The sequence below is a fragment of the Bradyrhizobium rifense genome, from assembly GCF_008123425.1.
In the GTDB taxonomy this organism is placed as follows: domain Bacteria; phylum Pseudomonadota; class Alphaproteobacteria; order Rhizobiales; family Xanthobacteraceae; genus Bradyrhizobium; species Bradyrhizobium rifense.
Window position 1 is genome coordinate 198,897 of the sequence record NZ_VSSS01000026.1, and the last position, 24,829, is coordinate 223,725.

25 protein-coding genes are annotated in these 24,829 nt (G+C 64.1%); 18 read left to right on the plus strand and 7 right to left on the minus strand.

Annotation, left to right across the window (positions count from 1 at the left end; translation table 11 throughout):
• The 7 genes from FXB40_RS16990 to FXB40_RS17020 all read left to right on the plus strand — a co-directional run bounded on the left by FXB40_RS16990 (position 1) and on the right by FXB40_RS17020 (position 8,439).
• On the plus strand, positions 1-2,391 hold the full coding sequence (locus FXB40_RS16990; protein ID WP_148773330.1) for an aldehyde dehydrogenase family protein: 2,391 nt from the start codon (positions 1-3) through the stop codon (positions 2,389-2,391).
• Positions 2,392-2,471: 80 nt separating this feature from the next.
• On the plus strand, positions 2,472-2,927 hold the full coding sequence (locus FXB40_RS16995) for an RbsD/FucU family protein (protein WP_148773331.1): 456 nt from the start codon (positions 2,472-2,474) through the stop codon (positions 2,925-2,927).
• 5 nt (positions 2,928-2,932) lie between these two features.
• Positions 2,933-3,856, plus strand: a complete 924-nt coding sequence (rbsK, locus tag FXB40_RS17000; RefSeq protein ID WP_148773332.1) for a ribokinase — start codon at positions 2,933-2,935, stop codon at positions 3,854-3,856.
• 7 nt (positions 3,857-3,863) lie between these two features.
• Entirely contained in the window at positions 3,864-4,739 is an 876-nt protein-coding gene (locus FXB40_RS17005; RefSeq protein WP_148773333.1) for a carbohydrate ABC transporter permease, read from the plus strand.
• Positions 4,736-5,773: a carbohydrate ABC transporter permease gene (locus FXB40_RS17010; protein ID WP_148773334.1), complete on the plus strand. Its 1,038-nt coding sequence runs from the start codon at positions 4,736-4,738 to the stop codon at positions 5,771-5,773. The genes FXB40_RS17005 and FXB40_RS17010 overlap by 4 nt, the downstream gene beginning before the upstream one ends.
• A 49-nt stretch (positions 5,774-5,822) precedes the next feature.
• On the plus strand, positions 5,823-7,262 hold the full coding sequence (locus FXB40_RS17015) for an extracellular solute-binding protein (RefSeq protein ID WP_347339767.1): 1,440 nt from the start codon (positions 5,823-5,825) through the stop codon (positions 7,260-7,262).
• Between the two features lie 85 nt (positions 7,263-7,347).
• Complete coding sequence (locus FXB40_RS17020; protein ID WP_148773336.1) at positions 7,348-8,439, plus strand: ABC transporter ATP-binding protein; 1,092 nt, start codon at positions 7,348-7,350, stop codon at positions 8,437-8,439.
• Positions 8,440-8,464: 25 nt separating this feature from the next.
• On the opposite strand, the gene FXB40_RS17025 is transcribed toward FXB40_RS17020, so the two are convergent.
• The gene (locus FXB40_RS17025) at positions 8,465-9,157 is read right to left on the minus strand and encodes an SDR family NAD(P)-dependent oxidoreductase (protein WP_148773337.1); all 693 of its coding nucleotides are present in this window, start codon (positions 9,155-9,157) and stop codon (positions 8,465-8,467) included.
• A gap of 237 nt (positions 9,158-9,394) precedes the next feature.
• Here FXB40_RS17025 and FXB40_RS17030 point away from each other — a divergent pair, with 237 nt between their 5' ends.
• From FXB40_RS17030 to FXB40_RS17070, 9 genes are all read left to right on the plus strand, one after another.
• Positions 9,395-10,198 (plus strand): SDR family oxidoreductase, encoded by an 804-nt coding sequence (locus FXB40_RS17030; RefSeq protein ID WP_148773338.1) that lies wholly within the window; start codon positions 9,395-9,397, stop codon positions 10,196-10,198.
• Positions 10,191-11,393, plus strand: a complete 1,203-nt coding sequence (locus FXB40_RS17035) for a pyridoxal phosphate-dependent aminotransferase (RefSeq protein WP_148773339.1) — start codon at positions 10,191-10,193, stop codon at positions 11,391-11,393. The genes FXB40_RS17030 and FXB40_RS17035 overlap by 8 nt, the downstream gene beginning before the upstream one ends.
• 221 nt (positions 11,394-11,614) lie before the next feature.
• Positions 11,615-12,547: an ABC transporter permease gene (locus tag FXB40_RS17040; RefSeq protein ID WP_246207660.1), complete on the plus strand. Its 933-nt coding sequence runs from the start codon at positions 11,615-11,617 to the stop codon at positions 12,545-12,547.
• Positions 12,547-13,350: an ABC transporter permease gene (locus FXB40_RS17045; protein ID WP_187436932.1), complete on the plus strand. Its 804-nt coding sequence runs from the start codon at positions 12,547-12,549 to the stop codon at positions 13,348-13,350. The genes FXB40_RS17040 and FXB40_RS17045 overlap by 1 nt, the downstream gene beginning before the upstream one ends.
• A 28-nt stretch (positions 13,351-13,378) precedes the next feature.
• Positions 13,379-14,443 carry an extracellular solute-binding protein gene (locus tag FXB40_RS17050; protein ID WP_246207662.1) on the plus strand — a complete coding sequence of 355 codons (1,065 nt, stop codon included), beginning with the start codon at positions 13,379-13,381 and terminating at the stop codon, positions 14,441-14,443.
• Between the two features lie 11 nt (positions 14,444-14,454).
• A complete protein-coding gene (locus FXB40_RS17055; RefSeq protein ID WP_148773343.1) occupies positions 14,455-15,549 on the plus strand; it encodes an ABC transporter ATP-binding protein in 1,095 nt (364 codons plus the stop codon).
• Positions 15,550-15,686: 137 nt separating this feature from the next.
• Positions 15,687-16,382 (plus strand): 5-oxoprolinase subunit PxpB, encoded by a 696-nt coding sequence (gene pxpB / locus FXB40_RS17060; protein WP_187436933.1) that lies wholly within the window; start codon positions 15,687-15,689, stop codon positions 16,380-16,382.
• Complete coding sequence (locus tag FXB40_RS17065) at positions 16,379-17,356, plus strand: 5-oxoprolinase subunit C family protein (RefSeq protein WP_148773345.1); 978 nt, start codon at positions 16,379-16,381, stop codon at positions 17,354-17,356. Before pxpB (FXB40_RS17060) ends, FXB40_RS17065 begins: the two co-directional genes overlap by 4 nt.
• Before the next feature lie 91 nt (positions 17,357-17,447).
• On the plus strand, positions 17,448-18,215 hold the full coding sequence (locus FXB40_RS17070; RefSeq protein WP_148773346.1) for a LamB/YcsF family protein: 768 nt from the start codon (positions 17,448-17,450) through the stop codon (positions 18,213-18,215).
• On the opposite strand, the gene FXB40_RS17075 is transcribed toward FXB40_RS17070, so the two are convergent.
• From FXB40_RS17075 to FXB40_RS17100, 6 genes are read right to left on the minus strand one after another with little or no spacing between them, the layout of a single operon-like run.
• A complete protein-coding gene (locus FXB40_RS17075; protein ID WP_148773347.1) occupies positions 18,208-18,633 on the minus strand; it encodes an acetyl-CoA carboxylase biotin carboxyl carrier protein in 426 nt (141 codons plus the stop codon). The two genes, FXB40_RS17070 and FXB40_RS17075, sit on opposite strands and share 8 nt — an antisense overlap.
• Positions 18,624-19,601 carry a 5-oxoprolinase subunit C family protein gene (locus FXB40_RS17080; RefSeq protein WP_148773348.1) on the minus strand — a complete coding sequence of 326 codons (978 nt, stop codon included), beginning with the start codon at positions 19,599-19,601 and terminating at the stop codon, positions 18,624-18,626. Before FXB40_RS17080 ends, FXB40_RS17075 begins: the two co-directional genes overlap by 10 nt.
• Positions 19,598-20,260 (minus strand): 5-oxoprolinase subunit PxpB, encoded by a 663-nt coding sequence (gene pxpB, locus FXB40_RS17085; RefSeq protein ID WP_148773349.1) that lies wholly within the window; start codon positions 20,258-20,260, stop codon positions 19,598-19,600. The genes FXB40_RS17080 and pxpB (FXB40_RS17085) overlap by 4 nt, the downstream gene beginning before the upstream one ends.
• Positions 20,257-21,612: an acetyl-CoA carboxylase biotin carboxylase subunit gene (gene accC, locus FXB40_RS17090; RefSeq protein WP_148773350.1), complete on the minus strand. Its 1,356-nt coding sequence runs from the start codon at positions 21,610-21,612 to the stop codon at positions 20,257-20,259. Before accC ends, pxpB (FXB40_RS17085) begins: the two co-directional genes overlap by 4 nt.
• A complete protein-coding gene (accB, locus tag FXB40_RS17095) occupies positions 21,612-22,070 on the minus strand; it encodes an acetyl-CoA carboxylase biotin carboxyl carrier protein (protein ID WP_187436934.1) in 459 nt (152 codons plus the stop codon). Before accB ends, accC begins: the two co-directional genes overlap by 1 nt.
• Before the next feature lie 47 nt (positions 22,071-22,117).
• Positions 22,118-22,876, minus strand: coding sequence for an SDR family oxidoreductase (locus tag FXB40_RS17100; RefSeq protein WP_148773352.1), 759 nt, complete (start codon positions 22,874-22,876; stop codon positions 22,118-22,120).
• 183 nt (positions 22,877-23,059) lie between these two features.
• Between FXB40_RS17100 and FXB40_RS17105 the strand changes: the two genes are divergently transcribed.
• Both FXB40_RS17105 and FXB40_RS17110 read left to right on the plus strand, forming a co-directional pair.
• Positions 23,060-24,046 carry a LysR substrate-binding domain-containing protein gene (locus FXB40_RS17105; protein ID WP_187436935.1) on the plus strand — a complete coding sequence of 329 codons (987 nt, stop codon included), beginning with the start codon at positions 23,060-23,062 and terminating at the stop codon, positions 24,044-24,046.
• 96 nt (positions 24,047-24,142) lie between these two features.
• On the plus strand, positions 24,143-24,814 hold the full coding sequence (locus FXB40_RS17110; RefSeq protein ID WP_148773353.1) for a 4-carboxy-4-hydroxy-2-oxoadipate aldolase/oxaloacetate decarboxylase: 672 nt from the start codon (positions 24,143-24,145) through the stop codon (positions 24,812-24,814).
• The last annotated feature ends 15 nt before the right edge of the window (positions 24,815-24,829 follow it).

Genomic DNA, 24,829 nt, shown 5'->3' on the forward strand with positions numbered 1-24,829 from the left:
ATGAGCATCGCACATTACTACGAGACCATGGATTATGGTCCCGCCCCCGAGGCGGACGGCGAGGCGCGCGCCTGGCTGAAGCGGCACGATGCGACGTTCGGGCATTTCATTGCCGGCAAATTCGCAGCTCCGGCTTCGGGCAAGCATCTGATGACGATCGAGCCGGCCACCGGCAAGACGCTGGCCAAACTCGCGCAAGGGATCGCTGCGGATGTCGAAGCTGCCGTCGGCGCCGCGCGATCGGCGCAGTCGTCATGGGCAAAGCTCGGTGGTCACGGTCGTGCCCGTCATCTCTATGCGCTGGCGCGTATGCTGCAGCGTCATGCGCGTCTGTTCGCGGTGTTGGAGGCGATCGACAATGGCAAGCCGATCAGGGAAACCCGCGATCTCGACGTGCCGCTCGCTGCGCGCCACTTTCTGTACCACGCCGGCTGGGCGCAATTGCAGGAGCGCGAATTCGTCGACCATGTCCCGGTCGGTGTGATCGGCCAGATCATCCCCTGGAACTTTCCGCTGCTGATGCTGGCCTGGAAGATCGCGCCCGCGCTTGCGACCGGCAACACCGTGGTGCTGAAACCGGCGGAATTTACGTCGCTGACCGCGCTGCTGTTCGCCGAGCTCGCGGCGGAAGCGGGCCTGCCGGCCGGCGTGTTGAATGTGGTGACGGGTGATGGCGCCACCGGCGCTTTGCTCGTCGAGAATCCCGGTGTCGACAAGATCGCCTTCACCGGGTCGACCGAGGTCGGGCGATTGATCCGTCAGTCGACCGCAGGGACCGGCAAGTCGCTGACGCTCGAGCTCGGCGGCAAGTCGCCGTTCATCGTGTTCGACGATGCCGATATCGATGGCGCCGTGGAAGGCGTGGTCGACGCGATCTGGTTCAACCAGGGCCAGGTCTGTTGCGCCGGATCGCGGCTGTTGCTGCAGGAAGGGATTGCAGAGACGTTTCGCAAGCGCCTGATCCGCCGCATGGAGACGCTGCGCGTGGGTCCGCCGCTCGACAAGGCGATCGACATGGGCGCGGTCGTCGCACCGGTGCAGCTCGAGCGGATCAAGGCGCTGGTCGAAACCGGCGTCAAGGAGGGCGCCGAGAAGTATCAGGCGCCGGGGCCGATCCCCGCTGAGGGATGCTTCTATCCCCCGACCTTGCTCTGGAACGTACATCCGTCATCGACCGTGGCGATCGAGGAGATCTTTGGTCCGGTGCTGGTCGCGATGACGTTCCGTACGCCTGATGAGGCAGTGATGCTCGCCAACAACACGCGCTATGGCCTTGCGGCCAGCGTGTGGAGCGAGACCATCGGCCTTGCGCTCGATATCGCGCCAAAACTTCAGGCCGGAGTGGTCTGGGTCAATGCGACCAATTTGTTCGATGCCAGCGTCGGCTTCGGCGGCTATCGCGAGTCCGGCTTCGGCCGCGAGGGCGGCCGGGAAGGCCTCTACGAATATCTCAAGCCGAAGGCCTGGAGCGGGCGGAAGGCGCGGGCGAAGGTGCCGCCGCCATCCCCGGCGGCCTCTCACGGCGGCGCCGGATTTGGCACGCCGTCGATCGACCGAACCGCCAAGCTATTCGTCGGCGGCAAGCAGGTCCGTCCTGACGGAAATTATTCGCGTGCGGTGCTGTCGCCGAAGGGGCGGCACCTCGGCGAAGCCGGCGAGGGCAATCGCAAGGATATCCGTAACGCGGTGGCTGCCGCGCGCTCGGCCGAGGGGTGGGCGCGGGCGACGACGCATAATCGCGCCCAAATCCTCTACTACCTTGCCGAGAATCTGTCCGCGCGTGGCGACGAGTTCGCCCGGCGCATCGGTGATATGACCGGCATTTCGTCTGCAAAGGCGCGCGCGGAGGTCGAGGCGGGTATCGAGCGGCTGTTCAGCTATGGGGCCTGGGCCGACAAATACGAGGGGACGATCCATGCGCCGCCGTTGCGCGGCGTGGCGCTTGCCATGCACGAGCCGATCGGCGTGGTCGGCGTGGCCTGTCCGGACGAGGCCCCGTTGCTGGGCTTCATCAGCCTGGTGGCACCGTTGATTGCGATGGGTAACCGTGTCGTCGCCGTCCCGAGTGAACGGCATCCGCTTGCAGCAACCGATTTCTACCAGGTGCTGGAGACGTCGGACGTGCCGGCAGGCGTCGTCAATATCGTCACCGGCGAGCGCGATGCGCTGGCAAAGGTCCTTGCCGAGCATGACGACGTCGATGCGCTCTGGGTGTTCGGCTCGCAGGAGGCCTCGACGGCCGCGGAGCGGCTGTCGGTCGGCAACCTCAAGCGCACGCTGGTCGACCACGGGCTGGCGCTCGATTGGTACGACCGGGCGGCAAGCGAAGGTCCGATCCTGCTCCGCCATGCGGTGCAGGTGAAGAACATCTGGATTCCCTACGGCGACTAAGGACGTCACCTTGCGGTGATACTGGTTGGCATCCGGACCGTCAGAGTTCGGAGGATTTGAAGACAAGAGAGGGACGCAACATGCTCAAGGGCATCAACCCACTGCTCAATGCCGACGTGCTCCATGCCTTGCGCGCAATGGGGCACGGAGACCGCCTCGTGGTGTGCGATACCAACTTCCCCGCCGACTCGATCGCGCGCCAGACCGTGTTCGGCGAGCTGCTTCGCATCGACAATGTCAGTACGGCAAAGGCGATCGAAGCCATCCTCTCGGTGCTGCCGCTCGATACGTTCGTCGACGATGCCGCGATTCGCATGGAGATTGTCGGCCAGCCCCAGGAGGTGCCGCCGGTGCAGCGCGAGGTGCAGGCAGCGATCGACCGCGCCGAGGGTCGCGCCTGGCCGCTGGTCGGGGTCGAGCGCCATGCCTTCTATGAAAAGGCCAAGACGGCCTACTGCGTGATCGCCACCGGTGAGCGGCGCTTCTACGGCTGCTTCCTGTTCTCCAAGGGCGTCATCGCGCCGGACGGAGAGTGACGACCATGAGCAAGACTGGCGTCGCAGTGCTCGGCATCTTCGTTGTCGATCTGGCCTTCCGGGCCGGCAATATGCCCGCGATCGGTGAAACGATCGCCGGTTCGGGATTTGCCATGGGACCAGGCGGCAAGGGATCGAACCAGGCCGTGGCGGCTGCGCGCGCGGGCGCGGACGTGACGTTCATCTCGCGGATCGGCAGCGACGCCTTCGGTGATCTCGCCATCAAGACATGGGAAGCCGAGGGGATTCGGCCACGCGTGGCCAGGACTGCGGAGGCGCCGACTGGCGCCGCCTTCATCTATGTCCACGAGACACGCGGCGACAACGCCATCATCGTGGTGAGCGGAGCGGCCGACGGTCTCAGCCCGGCCGACGTTGACGCGGCGGCGGATGCGATCCGCACCAGCCGCGTCTTCGTGACCCAGCTCGAGCAACCGGTCGCGGCTGCGCAGCGCGGGCTCGAGATCGCGCGCGCTGCGGGCAGCATCACCGTGTTCAACCCGGCGCCCGCGGGTGCATTCGACGACAGCCTGTTTGCCTTGTGCGACTACGTCGTTCCCAACGAGACCGAGGCGGAGGCGCTGACGGGGATCGCGGTGAGCGATCTTGCCGGCGCCCGCCGCGCCGGAGATGCGCTGCTGGCCAAGGGAGCGGGCACTGCGCTGATCACGCTCGGCGAACGCGGGGCGCTGTTTCACGGGCGAGATCGCTCGCTGCACGTGCCGCCGTTCGCCGCCGGCAAGGTGGTCGAAACCGCGGGTGCGGGCGATGCCTTCGTCGGCGGCTTCGCAGCAGCGCTTGCGGGCGGCGCCGATCCACTGGAGGCCGCGCGCTTCGGTTCGGCCACGGCGGGGATTTCCGTGACGCGCGCAGGGACTGCGCCTGCCATGCCGCGGCGCGCCGAGATCGAAGCCCTGTTGAAGGGATGATCTGCTCATGATGCGGAACGATCCGATCAAGCATGTCTTCATCTGGCCGGCGGTGCTCGTCGTGCTGGCGATCTCGATCTTTCCGCTGATCTATTCGTTCACCACGAGCTTCCTCAGCTATCGCCTGATTCCGCCGATCCCACCACGCGTCGTGTGGTTCGGTAATTATGCGACGCTCTTACAGGAGCCGCGTTTCTGGAATGCGATCTTCACGACGACGCTGATCGCGTTCATCGCCGTCGGGGTGCAATACGTGATCGGGTTTGGCGTTGCGCTCGCGCTGAACGCGCGCGTTCCGGGCGAGCGGCTGTTTCGCGTGGCCTTGCTGCTGCCGATGCTGCTGGCCCCGGTCGCCGTCGCGCTCGTTGCCCGCATGATTTTCAATCCGACCATGGGGCCGCTCAACCAGTTCCTGTCCATGTTCGGTCTGGCGAACCTGCCGTTCCTCACCAATGGACACTGGGCGCTTGGCTGCATCATCGCGGTTGAGATCTGGCAGTGGACACCGTTCATCATCTTGATGATGCTGGCCGGCCTGCAAACGCTCCCCGAGGATGTCTACGAGGCGGCGGAGCTCGAGAACGCCAGCGCCTGGCAGCAATTCTGGGGCATCACCTTTCCGATGATGCTGCCGATCTCCGCCGCGGTCGTCTTCATCCGCCTGATCGAGAGCTACAAGATCATGGACACCGTGTTCGTGATGACGGGCGGCGGACCGGGTGTGGACACCGAGACCCTGACCTTGTTCGCCTATCAGGAGGGCTTCAAGAAGTTCAATCTCGGCTACACGTCGGCACTCAGCTTCCTGTTCCTGATCGCAATCACGATCATCGGCGTGACCTATCTGGCGCTGCTGCGGCCGCATCTGGAGAAGCGCCGATGAGCGGGCAGGGCCTTACCGGACTGTCGAGCTGGAGTCGCCGCCTCGTCGCGGCCGGCGTGCTCGTCTGGTGCCTGATCTCGGTATTTCCGCTTTATTGGGTGGTGGTGACGGCGTTCAAGACCCCGCCAGGCGTGGTCGGCGGCCCGACCTACGTTCCGTTCGTCGATTTCACGCCGACCCTGCAGCCATTTATTGATCTCTATCAAGGCATCCGTGGCGAGTTCTTTCGAACCTTCCTGAACTCGACCATCATTGGACTGTCGGCGGCGGCGATCGCGACTGCTGTCGGGGCAATGGCGGCTTATGCGCTGGTGAGGTTCGAATTCAGGGTGCGCTTCGGCGCGGGCCTGATCTTCTTCCTGCTCGCGCTCGGCGGCTATCTGCTGTTCAACAATACGCTCGGATTTACCAGACCGCAGGCCCTGCTGCTCGCGTTCCCGATCGCGCTTGTCGTTGCGATCGTTTCCAACCGCCTGCCGCTGCCGGGGCCGATCCTCGGCAACGAGGACATCCTGTTCTGGTTCGTCAGCCAGCGCATGTTCCCGCCGATCGTCACGGCTTTCGCGCTGTATCTGCTCTACAGCGAAATCGGCCGGCTCGGCTTCCAGCTCATCGACAGCTATGTCGGCATGACGCTGTGCTACGTCGCGTTCTCGCTGCCGATCGTGGTCTGGCTGATGCGCGACTTCTTCGAGGCCATCCCGATCGAGGTCGAAGAAGCCGCGATGGTCGACAACGTGCCGAGCTGGCGCATCTTCCTCGGCATCGTAGTGCCGATGTCGATGAACGGACTGCTGGCGACTTTCATGATCACGCTCGCCTTCGTCTGGAACGAGTTCCTGTTCGCGCTGTTCCTGACCAATTCCAGATGGCAGACGCTGCCTATCCTGGTGGCGGGACAGAATAGCCAGCGCGGCGACGAATGGTGGGCGATCTCGGCTGCGGCGCTCGTCGCCATCATTCCGATGATGATCATGGCAGGTCTGCTCAGCCGCATGATGCGGTCGGGCCTGCTGCTCGGAGCGATTAAATAGCAAAAACTTATCTAGGGAGGACTGGACGATGTTGCGACGGACGTTTCTGATGCTGACCACCTCGCTCGCGATGGCTTGCACCGTGAGCCAGGCGAACGCTGCCTGTAGCCCGGATTACTCCGGCGTCACCCTGACGGTGGCGTCGCAGACCGGACCGTATATCGCCTCCGCGCTCAAGCTCGGCGCGGACGAATGGACCAAGAAGACCTGCGGCAAAGTCAACGTGGTCGAGTTTCCGTGGTCGGAGCTCTACCCGAAGATTGTTACGTCGCTGACGGGATCGGACGCGACGTTCGATCTGGTCAGCTTTGCGCCGGCCTGGCTGCCCGACTTCGTCTCCTATCTCAGCGAGATGCCGAAAGAGATGCAGTCCGGCAAGGATTGGGACGATGTCGAGCCTGCCTATCGCGAGCGCCTGATGGTGTGGGAAGGCAAGATCTATTCGCAGTCGATGGACGGTGACGTTCACACCTACACCTATCGCACCGACCTGTTCAGCGATCCCAAGGAGAAGGATGCCTTCAAGGCCAAGTACGGCTATGATCTGGCGCCGCCAACGACCTGGAAGCAATATCTCGATATCGCGGAGTTCTTCCAGCGCCCTGACAAGGGGCTCTGGGGCACGGCGGAAGCCTTCCGTCGCGGTGGCCAGCAGTTCTGGTTCTTCTTCAGCCATGCGGCCGCCTATACCAACAACCCGAACTACCCGGGCGCGATGTTCTTCGACCCCGAAACGATGGATGCCCAGATCAACAATCCGGGCTGGGTGAAGGGATTGGAGGAATACATCCGCGCTTCCAAGCTTGGCCCGCCCAATGCGCTGAACTTCTCGTTCGGCGAGGTCAATGCCGCCGTGGCCGGTGGCCAGGTGGCCGAGTCGATCGGCTGGGGCGATACCGGCGTGATCGCCGCTGATCCCAAGCAATCGAAGATTTCGGGCGAGGTTGGCTCCGCAGTGCTGCCCGGCTCTGACGAGATATGGAACGCCAAGACCAAGAAGTGGGACAAGTTCCCGGCGGTGCTGCCGGCACCCTTCATGGCGTTCGGAGGTTGGCAGATTGCCGTGCCAAAGGTGGGCAAGAACCAGCAGGCGGCATGGGATTTCGTCAAGACGCTGACAAGCCCTGAGGTCTCCGGCCAGGCCGCGATTACCGGCGGTACGGGTGTCAACCCATACCGCAAGTCGCACACCACGAATCTGGAGTTGTGGAGCAAGATCTTCTCGCCGCAGGAGGCCAAGGAATATCTCGGCGCCCAGGCCGACTCCATCAACGGCAAGAACGTCGCGCTCGACATGCGTCTGCCCGGCTATTTCTCCTACACCGAGGTGGTGGAGATCGAGCTTGGCAAGGCGCTGGCCGGCCAGACCACGCCGCAGGCCGCGCTGGACGCGGTCGCAAAGGAATGGAATCGCCTGACCGACGAGTTCGGCCGCGCGAAGCAACTGGCGGCCTATCGCGCGGCGATGGGTCTGCCGCCCAAGAACTAGCTTCCTGCGGAGACTGCCCCGGATGATGCGTCAGCATCATCCGGGCTTTGTTGGCCGTCGATATGAGGGACGGAAAAAGGAATCCATGGCGCACGTCGAGATCGAGAACGTCAGCAAGGCATATGGGCCCTACAAGATCATCGAGGGGCTCGATCTGAACGTCGCCGACGAGGAGTTCGTCGTGCTTGTCGGCCCGTCCGGCTGCGGCAAGACCACGACGTTACGCATGATTGCAGGGCTGGAGGAGGTCACCAGCGGAAACATCCGCATCGGCAACCGCGACGTGACGCAGCTGCGTCCGGGCTTGCGCAATTGTGCGATGGTGTTCCAGAACTATGCGCTCTATCCGCATATGACGGTAGGGGAGAACATCGGCTACGGCATGAAGGTGCGGGGCGATTCACGCGCCAGAATCGCGAAAGCAGTCCAGGACGTGGCACGGGTTCTCGACCTCGAGCCATATCTGGACCGCCGGCCCAAGCAGCTCTCCGGCGGACAGCGTCAGCGCGTCGCGATCGGCCGTGCCATCGTCCGCAGCCCGGACGTGTTTCTGTTCGACGAGCCATTGTCGAACCTCGACGCCAAGCTCCGCATCGAGATGCGGACCGAGATCAAGGCGCTGCATCGCCGTCTCGCCAAGACGATCGTCTATGTCACGCACGATCAGGTCGAGGCGATGACCATGGCGGATCGCGTCGTGGTGATGAATCGCGGCCGAATCGAGCAGGCGGCCGATCCGATCACGATCTACGAGAAGCCCAGCAATCTCTTCGTCGCGGGCTTCATGGGTGCACCGAGCATGAATTTTATCCATGGCGAGATTGCCGCTCGCGACGGCGCACTGGTCTTCGGCGAGCCGTCGGGTACGGTGCTGACATTGCCGAAGTCGCGCGAGGCGACCTATGCGGCGAGCGTCGGCAAGCCGGTCGTGCTCGGCGTGCGGCCCGACCATGTGCTCCGGCAAGATGCGCCGATGGGCTCTTCCGTCCGCCTGATGGTGAAGGACGTGGAGCCGCTCGGGCCGCATACGCTCGTGATTGGAACCGTAGGCGCATTTCCGTTCACGGCTCAGATGCCGGTCGGTGTCGCAGCGGCGCCGGATCGAGTGATAGACGTCGCTCTTGATCTGGAGCGAACGCACCTTTTCGACAAGGTTTCAGGGAAGGCGATCTGTTAGCCGGCGGTGCCGGCCGGGCCTCACCTTAAAGCATCGGCTCGAACTGGCAGTGCACGAGCATTTCGGAGACCGACGCATTGTTTGGCAGCATGAGTGCGGTTTCCGCCAGTCGAGCGATGTCGTCCGGCTGGCTCATCTCGTGACGGGGAATCTCGTCGTCGTTCAGCGTCATGTCGGTGGCTACGTAGCCGGGGCAGATCACCGTCGCCCGGATGCCGGCCGCGCGACCTTCCCGGCGAATGCCGTGGGTGAGTGCGACCACGGCGAACTTGGTCATGGCGTAGCCGATGTTACTTCCCACGCGCTTTCCGGAGAGCGACCCCAGATTGATGACCCGGCCGTGACCGCAGACGGCCAAATGAGGGAGGGTGGCTCTGACGAGGCGCAGGGGTCCCTTGACGTTGACTCGCCACATTTCATCCAGCTCGTTCTCGCCCTCGTCGGAGACGCGGACCTTCGGATTGATGCCGGCGGTGTTGACGATGGCGTCGACGCCGCCCCACCGCGCGACCGTTGCGTTCACCCAGGAGACCGGGCTCTTGGCGTCCTCGGCATCATAGCGGTGCGTCATGAGCCTCTCGCTCTCGGCGAGACGGCTCGGGTCGCGAAGCCCGGCCGATACCCGGAAGCCCGCGGCCAGAAGCCGCTCGACGACGGCGCGTCCGATGCCGCGCGAAGCTCCCGAGACCATGACGATCCGATTACCGACTTCCAACATCGTGGTCCGACTCCCATGGGCGAGCGAAGAGCATCGCAAAATCTAAGGGGATAGTCGCGACGACGAGTAAGAGAAATTCACTCTGCCTGCATCGGGTGGGCTTATGGCTCGCGCCCGACGACTTTCGGCCGGGATATTGGATGTCCTTATGAGGGCAGAACAAATCTGCTGTATGCGTGCGTCGGCCTCCGCACGTAACTTGCCGCCGCTCCGGCTGACGGCAAGAGAACCTTGCGGATGGGATTTTCGGACTACCGAACGGCGTTGGTGACGGGCGCGTCCTCAGGTATTGGGGCTGCGACGGTTCGGCGCCTCCGCGCCGAGGGGCTTGAGGTTCATGCGCTTGCGCGCGACGCTCGCCGGCTGGCCAGCCTGTCGGCCGAGACCGGATGCCACGCATGTGCGGTCGATGTGAACGATCTCGATGCCCTGAAGCGCCTTGCGAGCTCGGTCGAATTCGATGTTCTCGTCAACAATGCCGGCCAGTCGCGGCGCGGCAATATCCTGGATACGGCGCCTGATGATGTCGACACCCTGGTCGACGTCAATCTGCGCGCGGTCCTGCACCTGACGCGGTTGATCGCACCAGGCATGGCAAGGCGCAACCGCGGCCACGTGGTCAACGTCTCGTCGATCGCCGGCCACTATGCCTTCGGCGAGAACGCGACGACATTCAATTCCTCCGTGGCCTATCACGCGACCAAGGCGGGCATTCATTCACTGTCGCAGCAATTGCGCGTCGATCTCTACGGCACCTGCGTTCGCGTCACCGAAGTCTCGCCCGGGCGGGTGGCGACGAGCATCTTCCAGAACCAGAACGCCGCCGACAATCCGGATGCCCGCTTCGTCGGAGGCTTCGAGACGCTACAGTCCGAAGACGTCGCGGATGCCATTGCGTTCGCGGTAGGAGCGCCGGCACGGATGAACGTCGCGACGATCGAGGTCGTACCCACGTTCCAGGTCGTCGGCGAACTGCGATTTGCGAGCCGATCCGAGGCCGCACGTTTGAAAGACATGAGAAGTGGAGCTGACAATGCCTGAACTCGCAAACCGCCTCAAGACCGTGAAGGTGTCGGCCTCGGCGGCGATGACGGACAAGGCGCGTGAGCTCCGGGACGCCGGCGTCAAGATCGTAGGCCTGTCGTCCGGCGAGCCCGATTTTCCGACGCCGCCGCATGCGATCGAGGCCGCTCATCGGGCAGCCCTTGCCGGCGATACCAAATATCCGGCGCAGCCGGGGACCGTCGCGCTGCGGACCGCCGTCCAGCGCAAGTTCAAGCGCGAGAACAATCTCGACTACGCCCTCGACGAGATCCTGATTGCCAATGGCGGCAAGCAGATCATCTTCAACGCGCTGTTTGCGACCTGCAATCCCGGCGACGAGGTCGTCATTCCGGCGCCGGGCTGGATCACCTATGCGGATATCGTTCTTCTGGCGGAGGCGACGCCCATCGCGGTGCCGTGCCCGGAGAACAACCAGTTCAAGCTCCGCCCGGCTGACCTGGAGGCGGCGATCACGCCCAGGACGAAGTGGCTGATCCTTAATTTTCCCAACAATCCGACCGGCGCGGCCTGCACCCGCGAGGAGATGCGCGCGATCGCTGACGTCATGCTGAAGCACCCCGACATCTGGGTCCTTACCGACGACATCTATGAACATCTCACCTATGATGGTTTCGAGTTCTGCACCATCGCGGAGGTCGAGCCGAAGCTGAAGAATCGCGTCGTGACCGTGAACGGCGCGTCCAAGGCCTACGCCATGACCGGCTGGCGGGTCGGCTATTGCGGCGGTCCCAAGGACCTGATTGCGGCGATGAACAATGTCCACGGTCAGGCGACCGGTGGAATCTGCACGGTGAGCCAGGCAGCGGCCGTCGCGGTCCTGGACGGACCGCAGGACTACCTGAAGGAGCGCGCTGACATCTATCGTGACCGGCGCGATCTGGTGGTGAAGCTTCTCAATCAGATTCCCGGCGTCACCTGCCACAAGCCGGAAGGGGCCTTCTACGTGTTTCCGAACATCGCCGGTTGCATCGGCAAGACCACGAAGGGCGGCCGACGGCTGGAAACCGATGCCGACTTCATCTCGGCGCTCCTGGAGGAGCAGCATGTCGCCGCGGTGCCCGGCGGCGCCTACGGTATGAGCCCGTATTTCCGCATTTCCTATGCGACCGATACCGAATCGCTGAAGGAAGGCTGCCGGCGTATCGCGAGCTTCTGCGAAAGCCTGCGCTGACCAAGCGTCGATATGTCAGGGGGCTTGGCCCTCGGCGGAGAACGAAAGATGCATCCAGCGGCATTTGTCGACCAAGATCGGAGCAGTATGCCGAACCAACTGTCATAATCCTTCTTAATGCCCCTAAACGAAGATGTTCTTGGTCCTGTAGGATGTCGACGCATAAGCTTTGTGCAAAGAGGGGTATTGCCTTGGTATCGCGCAGTCGAGGACGGCCAGCGATGACCACCAGCGACGATGCGGTGGCGGTCTTGGGTGTTCAAGCTCCACCGGCAACCCGGTGGGCGTCTCGGTGGCGTCTGGCTCTGCCGGTCGGGCTTCTCGCCGTCCCGATGCTGGCATTCCTGACATACTTCTTCTTCTATCCGGCACTGGGGCTGCTGTTCTCGAGCATCCAGACACAGGACAGCCGCGGCATCATCGGCCGTCCGTTCACGCTTGCGCACTACGCCCGCCTGATCAACGTCGAGCTCTACGCACGCGTGCTCTGGACGACGCTGCGGATCAGCATCATCACCTCCGCGCTCGCGACAGTGCTCGCCTATCCGGTTGCGCTGGTGATGGTCAAGAGCCGTCCGACGGTCACGCGCATCATCACCTTGATCGTCATCGCACCCCTGATCGTCAGCGTGGTCGTTCGTGGATACGGCTGGCAGCTCGTGCTCCAGAACGGTCCGAAGGGGATGCTGAACTGGATCCTGATGACACTGCATATCGTCGATGCCCCGATATCGGTCCTCTACACCGAGGTCGCCGTTGTCATCGGGTCGCTGCACGTATTCTTCCCGATGATGGTTCTGCCGCTGGCCTCGGCTCTCGGCAAGATCGATCCCAACCTCGAAGATGCAGCCCGGATGCTGGGCGCGCCGTGGTGGAAGGTGTTCCTCCGCGTGACGCTGCCGTTGAGCATGCCCGGCTTCGTGGCGGGATTTACCCTGGTATTCTCGCTCACCGCCGGCTCCTTCGTCATTCCTGCGATCCTGGGCGGCGCTTCAGCGATCATGCTCGGCAATCTGATCGAGCAGCAGATCTTCGTCGTCTACGACTGGCCGTTCGGCGCCGCGATTGCCGCCGTTCTCGTCGGCCTGGTCCTCGCGGTGAACGGCGTTTCGATGTGGCTTCTGGAAGGCCGGCGTCTCAGGAGGCCCGACTGATGGACGAGCGGTTTTCCGGCTTCGGCGCCTTCATCCTCTACACCATCACCGGCGGCGTGATGCTGTTCATCCTGGCGCCGCTGCTACTCGTCATGGCGGTGTCGGTTTCCGATTCCTATTTCGTGACGTTCCCGCCGCAGGGCTTCACGCTGAAATGGTATGCCAAGGTTCTCCAGGACCGAGACTTCCTCGAGGCGATGCGGCTGAGCATTCTGCTCGCGCTCGGCACGACGGCGGGCTCGCTCCTGTTCGGTGTGCCCGCGGCCTTTGCGTTGGTTCGTGGCAAGTTCTTTGGACTGGGAGCGATCAAGGGGTTCTTGCTGTCGCCGCTGATTTTCCCGGCGCTGGTCACGGGCCTGGCATTGCTTCAGGTCCTGACCAAGCTTGGCTCGCAGGATGCGCGGCTCAACCTCCTGATCGGGCACGTGGTCGTGACGTCGCCCTATGTTATCCGCACCGTCGTCACCAGCCTCCAGCTCGTGGATGAGAATCTGGAGGATGCCGCGCGCACCCTCGGCGCAAACCGGCTGACGACCTTCTGGCGCGTCACGCTGCCGCAGATCGCCTCGGGCGTCGCCGCCGGCGGGCTGTTCGCCTTCATGGTGTCCTTCGACAATTATCCGGTCACGATGTGGCTGGCGAACTCGGAATACTCGCCCGTGCCGCTCGTTCTAATGCGGCAACTGGTCAACGTCTTTGATCCTTCCGTGCCGGCGATGTCGACGATCATCATTCTGATGGCGATGGTCGGCGTGCTGCTGCTGGAGAAACTGGTCGGCCTTCGCCGCGCGCTGGCTGCCTGATGTGCATTGGTAGATGGAGATCGGACCCATGAAGCTGACACGTAGGACTCTCATTAAAGCCGGCGCATCCGCGGTTGCTTTCCCGACGATCATCAGTCGGTCGTGGGCGCAGGACGCCAAGCAACTGCATGTCGGCGTCTACAACTCGGCGCTGGGCAAGCTGATCCAGAAGGAAGTCGTTCCGAAGTTCGAGGCCGAGTTCAAGTGCCGCGTCTTCACGATCGAGGGCGCGACGCTCTCCAACATCGCCGCCCTTCGCGCCACGCGTGATACGCCGCGCTTCAGCATGATGATGATGGACGATGTCGGCATCCCCCAGGCCAAGCAGGAAGGGCTGATCGACAAGCTCGATGCCGCCAAGATTCCGAATCTCGCCAAGGTCTATCCGCGCTATCTCTTTGAAGAGGACTACGGCGTCGGCTTCTCGATCTCGAGCGCGGCCATGTTCATCAATCCGCAGGTGACGAAGCCGCTCGAGAGCTACGAGCAGATCTTCGACGCAAAATATCGCAAGCAGATCCTGCTGAACACGCCCAAGAACACCCAGAGCGTGCTGATGCTGATCGTGGCGACGGCGCTGACGACGGGCAAGCCGCTGAAGGAAGCGCAATACCTGGTCGATAGCGGCTGGGACAAGCTCGCGACCCTCAAGCCCAATGTCCTGACGATTTACGACAGCGAGGCGCAGGTGCTCCAGGTGGCCCAGGGCCAGGCGACGATCGGCGGCATCGAATATTCGAAGGCAATCTATCCGCACACGGCCAAGGGCATGCCGCTCGACATGACATTCCCGAAGGAAGGCGCCTTCACCGGCATCAACAGCATGACGCTGGTGAAGAACGCGCCCGAGCCCGAGCTTGCCTGTGCCCTGATCAACCGCATTCTCGAGCCCTCGGTCGCCAAGATGCTGTCCGAGCAGACGCTCAGCGCGCCCTCGGTGGGCGGCATCGACTTCAAGCCGGAGACGGCCAAGTTCCTGGCCTATCCCGATACCAAGGCGGCGGATCTCGGACTGTTTACGCCGGACTGGAAGTTCATCGTTCCGCGCCGCGGTCCGTGGCTGGAACGCTATAATCAGGTGTTCACGAGCTAGGACAGGTTGTCATGAGGTCTTCCGAAGTCAGGCTTGACCGCCTAGTCAAGGAATATAACCGCACCGTCGCGGTCGACGACGTCTCGCTCACGATCGAGCCCGGCCATATGGTCGCGCTGCTCGGTCCGAGCGGATGCGGCAAGACGACCTGCCTGCGCATGATTGCGGGGCTGATCCGCCCGACATCCGGCGACGTCTTCGTCAACGACAAGAGGATGACCAACGTTCCCGTGCATCGCCGCAATGTCGGAATGCTATTCCAGAACTACGCGCTGTTTCCTCATCTGACCGTCGAGGAGAACATCGCCTTCGGCCTCGAGATGCGCGGGATATCCAAGGCCGATGCCGCAAGGAAGGTGGGCGACGCCCTCAATCTGGTCCAGCTGTCCAGCTTCGGGAAGCGCTATCCGGCGCAACTCTCTGGCGGCCAGCAGCAGCGCGTCGCGTTGGGGCGGGCCCTCGTGATCGAGCCGGCCATGCTGCTGCTCGACGAGCCGCTCGGGGCGCTGGACAAGGGGCTTCGCGAGAGCATGCAGGTCGAGCTGCGCGCCCTTCAGCGCAGACTCGGTCTGACCACCGTCATGGTGACCCACGACCAGGACGAAGCCCTGACGATGGCCGACAAGATCGTGGTGATGCGCGATGGCAAGCTCGAACAGGTCGGCTCGGCGACGGAAATCTACCAGCGTCCGACCTCGAAATTCGTGGCGCAGTTCATCGGCGCGTCGAATCTGTTCGAGGGGCCCATCGAGCAGCGCAACGGAAGCGGGGCGCTCGTTCGTGTCTCGCCCGAATTGAGCCTTCAGGTCGACCAGATCCCGCAATCGGCAAGCGACGTGATGGTCTCGATCAGGCCCGAGGCAATCGTGGTCGAGCGCGTTGGCCAGAGCCCGGCGGCGCAACGCGTCAACAGCGTGACGGCGCGTGTCGACCAGGCCATCTATCGCGGATTCGTCAGTCACTACTATCTCAAGACGCCGAGTGGCGGGCAGATCATCGTATTCGAGCAGAACCAGTCGCAGCAGGCCGGACTTCGATACGCGGTGGGCGAGGAGGTCGTCGCGCGGTGGGAGTCGCCCAGCAATCACGTCATCGCGCGTCACTGAAGCGTGGAGGAGCGCCGCGTCTTGTGGGCAATCGACATCCCTTATACCCGCAGACGAACATCGTCTTGGATCGGCGTGTGCCGCTTGGCTAGATTTGATTGTGGCAGCGCCACGGGCGTTCGACCAGCGAGGCCCTCTTGTCGATTAATCAGCCCAACGCTCCCTTCGTCGGCACGATCGAGAAAAGCCCGAAGATCAGCCTGATCGGCACGCTTGCGATGCTGGTCGAGGCGCCGGGTGACTTCGACCTGGTGCAGCAAGGACGCATCTGGGCGCTTGCGGATGCGGTTTCCAGTTGGCCCAACGTCCAGGAGGCCGTCATTGGCGTCACCAATGTGATGCTCGTGTTCGAGCAGCCGCCGGCGGATATCGGCATGCTCAGCGCTTCGATCGTCGAACTGTGGCATCGCGTGCCGAGCCGCAAGGCCGACGGCAAGCTCATCGAGATTCCCGTCGTCTATGGCGGCGAGCTCGGCTTCGACCTTCCGGCCGTTGCGAGCCGTGCCGGATTGTCCGAGCGTGCCGTCATCAGGATTCACAGCGAAGGTGAATACACGGTCTGCGCGGTCGCGAGCTCGCCGGGGTTCGGCTACCTCCACGGCCTCGATCCGCGCATCTATATGCCGCGCAAATCCGTGCCGTCGCTCAACATGCGCGCAGGCTCGGTGACGATCGGCGGGATGCAGACCGGCGTGGCGGTGCTGACAAGCCCGAACGGATGGAATGCGATCGGATGGGCGTCGGTCGCTATGTTCGATCCGCAGCGTGAGCAACCGTCCCTTATGCTTCCGGGAGACCGCGTCAGATTCAGGATCGATCGGATCGAGCTGTGATCGAGATATTGACCAGCCCCGCCTTCAATACGATCCAGGACCTCGGCCGCCGCGGCGCCCGTCGTTTCGGCGTGAGCACGTCGGGCGCCATGGATCCCGTTGCGCTCGCCGCCGGCAATGCGCTGCTCGGCAATGACGACAATGCGGCCGGCATCGAGATCCAGACCTTCCCGTTCCGCCTGCGCTTCCAGACAGATGTCGCGTTTGCGCTCACCGGCGCCGATCACGACGCGACGCTGGCGGGATCAGCCGTCCGGCCGTGGTGGTGCATGCAGGCCAAGGCGGGCGACGTTCTTGCGGTCACCGCGCCGCGGCGCGGCGCGCGGGTCTACGCAACTTTCGGCGGTGGCATCGATGTTCCGCGCGTGCTGGGCTCGCGCAGCACGCATCTGCGCGGCGGCTTCGGCGGTCTCGAGGGCCGTACCTTGCAGGCCGGCGACGTCGTGCCGATCGGGCGTTCGCCGCTCAGGAGCGACGGCCGCTTCGACTTCGGCGTCGCGCCGCCGGATGTCGCGATCACGGGCGCCGCTCCAGCGGATGACCGTGTGCTGCGGATACGTGTGATGCGGGCCGGCGAGTACGACCTGTTTTCGGAGGCGATGCAGGCGGCGTTCTGGTCCACGACATGGAAGATCAGCGCCCGGAGCGACAGGGGCGGCTACCGTCTCACCGGCGGTAAGCTGACATTGGACGCACCCGTCGAGATGCGCTCGCACGGCGTGGTGGCTGGCGTCGTGCAGGTGCCACCGGGCGGCGAGCCGATCATCCAGATGAGCGATGCCAATACGGCCGGTGGCTATCCGAAGATGGCGGCTGTGATTGAGGCCGATCTCTGGCGCCTCGGCCAGGCGGCACCCGGATCGTTCATCGCCTTCAGTGAGGTGAGCTACCAGGACGCGGTCGCGGCCATGGATCCCGTCAACGACTACCTCGCGAAGCTGCGAGCAACCGCGGATCTCTATCGAGCGCTTTAGAGCATGATCCGGAAAAGTGTGAAGCGGTTTTCCGAAAAGATCATGCTCAAACAAAAGTGGACGTCAACAACAACAAGAGCACGGTGCGAACATGAAAATCGGCATCAATTCAGACATGGGCGAAGGCTTCGGCAATTATCGCATCTGCGACGACGAGGCGCTGATGAGCATCATCTCGTCGGCCAACGTGGCGTGCGGCTTCCACGCCGGCGATCCCATCATCATGGATCGCATGGTTCGCCTGGCGAAGCAGAAGGGGGTCGAGGTCGGCGCCCATCCGGGCCTGCCGGATCTGCTCGGGTTCGGCCGCCGCGTGATCCAGATGGATGCCGCCGAGCTCGAGAAGCACATGGTCTATCAGATCGGCGCATTGCAGGCGATCGCAGCCAATGCCGGTCACCGCGTGACCCATGTCAGCTTCCACGCCGCGATGGGCAACATGGTCAATGCCGATCCTGATATGGCCGATGTGGTTGCCCGTGCGATTGCGACAATCGATCGCGATTTCATCGTGTTCTCGCAGCCGGACGCCGCGATCGTGCACGCCGCGCGTAAGGTGGGCTTGCGCATCCTCACTCTGTTCCTGGCTGACCGCGCCTATGACGAGAACGGTCATCTGGTGTCCCGCAAGCTTCCCAACTCCGTCATCACCTCTGTGGAAGCCGTGGCCGAACGGGTCAAGCGCTTCCTCGACAGCGGCACCGTGCAGACGATCGAGGGCAAGTCGATCAAGGTCGAGGCGCGCTCGATCCTGATCCACAGCGACACGCCCGGATCGGTCAACCTCGCCGGCACGGTGCGTCGTGTGATCGAGCAGGGCGGCGGCGAAGTCACGCCCGCAACTGTCCTGCTCAATTGATCGGGCTGCCCTCGGAGAGCGGGCGGATGCGCATAATCGGTGTGCCATAGCCGACCGTTGCGCCAGGCTCCGCGATCACGGCATCGACGGTGCCGGCGGCCGGTGCCACGATGGGCGCATATAGCAAGCCGATCTTGACGAGGCCGACGATCGCGCCGGTCTCGATCCGCTGGCCCGGTGCGACGAACGGTTTGTCCCGCCAGGGATGGGCCGCGAGGAAATGCCCTGCGACGTCGGCTTTGGCGATGACGGAATGGTCTGGAGCCGGGGCGGCAAGCGTCGGTGATGCCGCCATTCGCGGGCCCGTGTCGACGACGAGCTTCAGGGACTGGCCGGGCTGCTCGATTTCGATCGTGTCGACGCCGGACCTTTCGAGGATGTGCGCCAGACGCGCGATGTCGGTCAGCTCTATCGGCATGTTCTGATCTCCTCGATAAGGCGCACATTGGTCCTGAGCCGCTCGAGATAGGCTGACATCTCGGCCTCGGCCGCCAGCGCTTCGCCATAAGCCGTCTGCTCGAACCGCAGCTTGCTTCCGAGCCGCGCCTGCCCGACGCGCCACAGGTCAGCCCGGATCACGGTTGCGATCTTCGGATAGCCGCCGGACGTCTGGGCGTCGCGCATCTGGATGATCGGCTGTCCGTTCGGCGGAATCTGGATCACGCCGGGGACGATGCCGTGCGAGCGCTTCTCGATCGGCGCTTTCGGCTTCACGGCGGGGCCTTGCAGGCGATAGCCGTAACGGTTGCTCTGCGGCGTGATCTTCCAGCTGCTGGACCAGAAGAGCGCCTGCGTGGCGGCGTCGAACCCGTCATATTCGCCGGCGATCACGACCCTGACGATGGTCTCGTCCGCGGCGGCGTTCGGCCGCGCCAGCGTGATCTCGGCCGGCTCGACCCCGAGCTCGCCGATGGTCGTGGTGGACGCTGCACAAGGCAGGATGTCGCCGGGCTGGAGCGGCCGTCCGTGCCACCCGCCGAACTCGCCGCGAAACTGCGTGCTGCGCGAGCCCAGCACCATGGGCACGTCGATGCCGCCGCCGAATGCCAGATAGAGTCGTGCGCCGCGGGGCATCGCCTTGACGGTCAGAATATCGCCGGCACGGGCGTGCGACCGCCACCATGGCGGGATCGCGCGTCCTGCGATCTCGGCCTCGACATCGGCCCCCGTCAGCGCAAAGGCCATGTTCCGGTCGAAACGAAGCTTGAACGGCAGCATCGGGATTTCGATGCCGGCGGCGTTCTCGTCGTTGCCGAGAAGGATGTTTCCGGCGCGCAGGGCGACATCGTCCATCGCACCCGACGTGCCGACCCCGAAGCGAGACTGGTCGAAGCGGCCGAGATCCTGGACACTGGCGGGACCTGTGACTGACAGGATCTCGATCACCGGATCACCCGTTCGATCTCAAAGCGGATCGTATCGCCCGGTGCGAGCGCGGCTGGCGTCGGCCAGGACGGATCGAAGAAGGTCCAACTCGTATGCCCGATGGCGTGCCAGCCGCTCGGGCCGGGCGAAGCGGAGACACCGGTCTGCGATCCGCCAATGGAGACCGAGCCGCCCGCGGAGCGCTGCAGCGGCGTCTGCCGGCGCGGCATGGTGATGCGCGGGTCCATGCCGCCGAGATAGCAGTAGCCGGGATGGCTGCCGAGTGCGAACACCGTGTAGAGCGGCGTGGCATGGATCGAGACCACGTCGTCGACGGACAGGCCGCAATGGTCGGCGACGGATTGAAGCTGCGATCCGACCTCGCCGCCATAGGTCACAGGCAGCCTGATCTCGCGGCCGCCGATCGCGAGGCCTTCCGCCGCGTCCCAGCCATCGTTGAGGGCGGCGAACAAGGTGTCCAGTTCGCGCGGAGGGGTCTCGAAGGTCAGCATCAAGTTGGTGATGCCGGGAATGGCCTCGCGGATTCCTGGCCATTTCGATGCGGTGGCAGCCAGCGCCCAGATGCGCCGCTGGTGCGGCAGGTCGAATGCGCCGGGCGCCTCGAACAGCAGGGCTGATGTCCCGAGCAGGCTGATCCGCGGCCGGTCCAGCGTCGTCATGGCGCGGCCACCCGTGCATTCATCCAGTGCTCGAGATGATGGATGTCGTAGCCGCCGCGGCAGAACGCCGGATCGGCGAGGATCGCCTGGTGCAACGGCACGTTGGTTCGGATGCCTTCGGCCCGCAGCTCGGACAAGGCGACCCGGGCACGCGCCAGAGCTTCCTCACGGGTGCCGCCATGGGCGATGAGCTTGCCGATCAGCGAGTCATAGTGACGGGGAACGGTGGCGCCGGCGGTGATATGCGAATCGACGCGGATGCCGATGCCGCCCGGCACGTCCCAGCGCGTCACCGTGCCGGGCGAGGGCGCGAAGGTGGCCGGGTCTTCGGCATTGATGCGGAATTCGACGGCATGACCGACACGGGTGATGTCGCCCTGCGCAATCCCCAGCGACTCGCCTTGCGCGATGCGGATCTGCGCCTTGACGATGTCGATCCCCGTCGTCATCTCGGTCACGGGATGCTCCACCTGGACGCGCGTGTTCATCTCGATGAAGAAGAACTGCCCATCCTCGTAGAGGAACTCGAAGGTGCCGGCACCGCGATAGCCGATCCGCCGGCAGGCTTCGACGCAGCTTGCGCCCACCCGCTCGATCAGCGCGCGATCGATGCCGGGCGCGGGGGCTTCCTCGACCACCTTCTGGTTCCTGCGCTGGAGCGAGCAGTCGCGGTCGCCGAGCCAGAGATGATTGTCGTGCTGGTCGCACAGCACCTGGATCTCGATATGGCGGGGCTTTTCGAGGAATTTCTCGATGTAGACAGCAGCGTTCCTGAAGGCCTTGCTGGCTTCCGCGCGGGTCAGCGCCAGCGCCTCGTCCAGCGCGCCTTCGCTGCGCACGATCCGCATGCCGCGCCCGCCGCCGCCGCCGGCGGCCTTGACGATGACGGGATATCCGATGTCCCGGGCGATCGCGCGAATTTCGGCCGGATCATCCGGCAGGGCGCTGTCCGGCCCCGGCACGCAAGGCACGCCCGCCAGTCGCATCGCGCGCTTGGCCGCGACCTTGTCGCCCATGGTCCGGATACAATCCGCCGGAGGGCCGATGAAAGTGAGGCCGGCGCGCGCAACCCGATCGGCGAACTCCGCACTCTCCGAGAGGAATCCGTAACCCGGGTGGATCGCCCGGGCGCCGCTGACTTCGGCTGCGAGCAGGATTGCCGCAACGTTGAGATAGGTGCTGCTCGCCGGTGCCGGCCCGATGCAAAGTGCCTCATCGGCGAGTGCGACATAGCGTGCGTCGCGGTCCGCCTCCGAGTGAACGACGACCGTCTTGAGACCCATCGCCCGACAGGCGCGCTGGATGCGAAGCGCGATCTCGCCGCGATTGGCGATCAGGACCTTGTCGAACATCAGGATGAACCCGCAGGACCGATCCGGAACAAGGCTTGCCCCGCTTCGATCTCGTCACCGTTCTCCGCGAGGATCGCGAGCACGACACCGGGCGCCTCGGCGGCGATGTCGATGAAGGTCTTCATCGCTTCGATGATGCAGATCTTCTGCCCGGCCTCGATCCGCGCGCCGACCTCGACCAGCGGCGGCTCGTCCGGCGCTGCAGCCCGGTAGAAGACGCCGTGCATCGGTGCTGGCACGACGATGTCGGCAGTCACCTCGGGAGCTGGGCTTTCGTGGTGATCGAGAGCGGCGGCCTCGATCGTGACCCCGTTTGCAGGCTGTGCCGGGGCCGCAGGCGCTCCCGCAGACGCGCGCTTGAGAATGCGAATGCGGGTGCCGTCCTGCGTGAGGTCCAGCTCCGCGATGGAGGAGCGCGTAACGAGATCGACGAGTTGTTCGATTTTGGCGAGGTCCACAGTCACGCTCCGCGTTGACGGCCTGTCGAGTTCGGGGCGTTCATGTGTCACTCGGCCGGCGGCCGGCCCTTCTGTGCAAAATTGAGGCCGCCGACGACCTGCTGGGTCGGCAGCACTTCCATGAAGGCGACATTCATGCGCGCCGGCGATCCGACCGCGAATGCGATCGAATTGGCGATGTCCTCGGGCTGAAGTGCATCATAATCGTCGAAGAAGCGACGCTTGGCTTCGGCCAGGTCACCGAGCAGCCGGCCGAAAACCTCGGTCTCGACCCGGGCCGGCGATATCTCGGTGACGCGAACCCTGGTCCCGTAGAGATCGACACGCAACTGCTGCGACAGCGAATGAATGCCCGCTTTGGTGGCGTGATACACGGTATTTCCGCCGCCAAACGCGTAGTGACCGGCGATGGAGGAGATGTTGACGACGTGGCCTCGATCACGGTGCGCCATGCCCGGCACGATCAGTCGCGTCAGATGCAGGACCGCGCGCAGATTGACGTCGATGAGCGCGTCCACGTCCTCAGGTGTCGTGTCCAGGATATTGCCGCGCCGGGACTGGCCGGCGTTGTTGACCAGGACGTCGAACTCGGCCGACTTCGCCAGTGCCGCAAGCGCGTCGAGGTCGCTGATGTCGACGGCACAGGGGCGGCATCCGGTCTCCGCGGACAGGGCGCTCAGGCGGGTGGCGTCGCGGGCCACGGCGTGGACTTCGAGCCCTTCCGCACGCAGGCGGCGAACCGTCGCTGCCCCTATTCCGGAGGATGCGCCCGTCACCAGGGCCGTCCGATAGTCCGAAAATCCCATCCGCGAGGGCTCCTCTGCTACCGTCCGACCCGCTGGTGGCGTCGGCTGCAACGCGAGCGGCGGACGAGTTCAGCACCAGCTATAGGCCCCTCAGGTTCCCGGTGGTAAGAACAATTCCTTCTGATCCCATAGCTTCAGCCTATTGCTGCATTGCTCCCTGACTGGATATCCGGAGACGCCGTATTGGATACGAAACGTTTGGAGGCCTTCATCAAGGTCGTGGATCTCGGCAGCATGACGAGCGCGGCGAAGGTGCTGAATGTCGCCCAGCCAGCCCTGAGCCAGCACATTGCGAGCCTGGAGGCGGACTTCAAGTGCAAGCTGCTCGACCGCAGCGCCCGCGGCGTCAAGCCCACCGAGGCCGGACGAATCCTCTATCGTTATGCCAAGTCGATCCAGCGGCAGATCGAAGAGGCCAGGCGCACCATCCTGGACAACAAGCCGGAGCTGACCGGCAACGTCACGATCGGTCTGGCGCCGCTCAGCTCGGCGGCATTGCTGGCGACCCCGCTGCTGATGCGGGTGCGCGAACGCTATCCCGGCATCGTGCCGCACATTTACGACAGCTCCGGGGTCATGCTCAGCGAGATGATGCTGAAGGGGAGCATGGATATGGCCGTCCTCTACGGCGATCGCCCGGTCACCGGTCTCGATTACAAGCCGCTGATGCGCGAGTACTTTTATCTTGTCGCGCCCCGCAGCGCGTATCCGGACCAGATGCCTCCGGAGGAAATTTCGGCGTCGGAGGTCGCGCAATTCGACCTGCTTCTTCCGTATCGGGAATCCTTCCTGCGACAGACGGTCGAGCGTGTCTGCGCCGAGGTGGGACTTCGCCCGCGCATCGTCGCCGAGATCCATTCCCAATCGACCCTCTCTTCGGCAATTGCAGCCGGCGTCGGGGCGGCAGTGCTGCCCATGTCGATCGCAAGGGAGTTGCCGAACCTCGACGAGCTCTGCATTCGGCGGATCAACGCGCCGTCGGCCTCGCAGCAGATGTCGCTATGCATTTCCGATAACGCTGCGTTGTCCGATGCGGCATTCGCTGTCTACAAGATATTGCTCGAGATCATCGTCAAGACGTGGGGGCCGTTTGATCTCCACCTCGGCTCGGCTGCCATCGTCGCGGACGGCCCAACGTCGCCTCTGGATGGACCGAAGGACGAGCCATAACGAAACACGATGCGGCAATCCTAAAATCTGAATTTGCCGCCTCAAGGCGGTTGGTTATGGAGGTGTAACAGAAGTCGCGACCGCAAGGAGGTTATCATGGTGCATGTGATCAGGACATTCGATCGGCCCGCCGCCGAGCTTGTCGAGCGCATCAAGAAGTTTCCTCCGTCCACCCTTCACGAAGCGCAGGGGCGATTGGGCGCTCTGACGTCCCGCATCAAGCCGATCTATTCCGGGATGCGCGCCTGCGGACCGGCGCTGACGGTGAGCTGCCACCCGGCCGACAACATGATGCTGATCACGGCGATTTCGCTGGCCAAGCCCGGCGACGTGCTCGTGGTGAGCGCGGGCGATCATCCCGAGCAGGGTGGCTTCGGCGAGGTGCTGGCGACGGCCTGCGTTGCCAAGGGCATCGTCGGCCTGGTCACGGATGCCGGCGTTCGCGACGGTCTTGCGGTGCGTGACACCGGCTTCAACGTCTTCTCCTACGGCCTCTGCATGAAAGGCACCGTCAAGGAGACGCTCGGCACCATCAATCAGCCGATCGTCATCGGCGGCATTGCCGTCCGCCCCGGCGATATCGTCAGTGCCGATGACGACGGCGTCGTGATCGTGCCGAAGGAGAACATCGCCGACGTCTGCGTCAAGTCTGCGGCGCGCGAGGACAAGGAAGCCGGCGTGATGAAGGCGCTCAAGGCTGGCGGCGACATCCTCGAACTCTCCGGCATCGGCAAGGTGCTGGAAGCCAAGGGCTGCACGTTCGGCTAGGCCGTTCCGCGTCGC

Bases quoted from the DNA above. Each gene is read 5' to 3' on its own strand.
- FXB40_RS16990 (WP_148773330.1), top strand. From the start codon at position 1: ATGAGCATCGCACATTACTACGAGACCATGGATTATGGTCCCGCCCCC.
- FXB40_RS16995 (WP_148773331.1), top strand. From the start codon at position 2,472: ATGCTCAAGGGCATCAACCCACTGCTCAATGCCGACGTGCTCCATGCC.
- rbsK (WP_148773332.1), top strand. From the start codon at position 2,933: ATGAGCAAGACTGGCGTCGCAGTGCTCGGCATCTTCGTTGTCGATCTG.
- FXB40_RS17005 (WP_148773333.1), top strand. From the start codon at position 3,864: ATGATGCGGAACGATCCGATCAAGCATGTCTTCATCTGGCCGGCGGTG.
- FXB40_RS17010 (WP_148773334.1), top strand. From the start codon at position 4,736: ATGAGCGGGCAGGGCCTTACCGGACTGTCGAGCTGGAGTCGCCGCCTC.
- FXB40_RS17015 (WP_347339767.1), top strand. From the start codon at position 5,823: ATGCTGACCACCTCGCTCGCGATGGCTTGCACCGTGAGCCAGGCGAAC.
- FXB40_RS17020 (WP_148773336.1), top strand. From the start codon at position 7,348: ATGGCGCACGTCGAGATCGAGAACGTCAGCAAGGCATATGGGCCCTAC.
- FXB40_RS17025 (WP_148773337.1), bottom strand. From the start codon at position 9,157: ATGTTGGAAGTCGGTAATCGGATCGTCATGGTCTCGGGAGCTTCGCGC.
- FXB40_RS17030 (WP_148773338.1), top strand. From the start codon at position 9,395: ATGGGATTTTCGGACTACCGAACGGCGTTGGTGACGGGCGCGTCCTCA.
- FXB40_RS17035 (WP_148773339.1), top strand. From the start codon at position 10,191: ATGCCTGAACTCGCAAACCGCCTCAAGACCGTGAAGGTGTCGGCCTCG.
- FXB40_RS17040 (WP_246207660.1), top strand. From the start codon at position 11,615: ATGACCACCAGCGACGATGCGGTGGCGGTCTTGGGTGTTCAAGCTCCA.
- FXB40_RS17045 (WP_187436932.1), top strand. From the start codon at position 12,547: ATGGACGAGCGGTTTTCCGGCTTCGGCGCCTTCATCCTCTACACCATC.
- FXB40_RS17050 (WP_246207662.1), top strand. From the start codon at position 13,379: ATGAAGCTGACACGTAGGACTCTCATTAAAGCCGGCGCATCCGCGGTT.
- FXB40_RS17055 (WP_148773343.1), top strand. From the start codon at position 14,455: ATGAGGTCTTCCGAAGTCAGGCTTGACCGCCTAGTCAAGGAATATAAC.
- FXB40_RS17070 (WP_148773346.1), top strand. From the start codon at position 17,448: ATGAAAATCGGCATCAATTCAGACATGGGCGAAGGCTTCGGCAATTAT.
- FXB40_RS17075 (WP_148773347.1), bottom strand. From the start codon at position 18,633: ATGCCGATAGAGCTGACCGACATCGCGCGTCTGGCGCACATCCTCGAA.
- pxpB (WP_148773349.1), bottom strand. From the start codon at position 20,260: ATGACGACGCTGGACCGGCCGCGGATCAGCCTGCTCGGGACATCAGCC.
- accC (WP_148773350.1), bottom strand. From the start codon at position 21,612: ATGTTCGACAAGGTCCTGATCGCCAATCGCGGCGAGATCGCGCTTCGC.
- FXB40_RS17100 (WP_148773352.1), bottom strand. From the start codon at position 22,876: ATGGGATTTTCGGACTATCGGACGGCCCTGGTGACGGGCGCATCCTCC.
- FXB40_RS17110 (WP_148773353.1), top strand. From the start codon at position 24,143: ATGGTGCATGTGATCAGGACATTCGATCGGCCCGCCGCCGAGCTTGTC.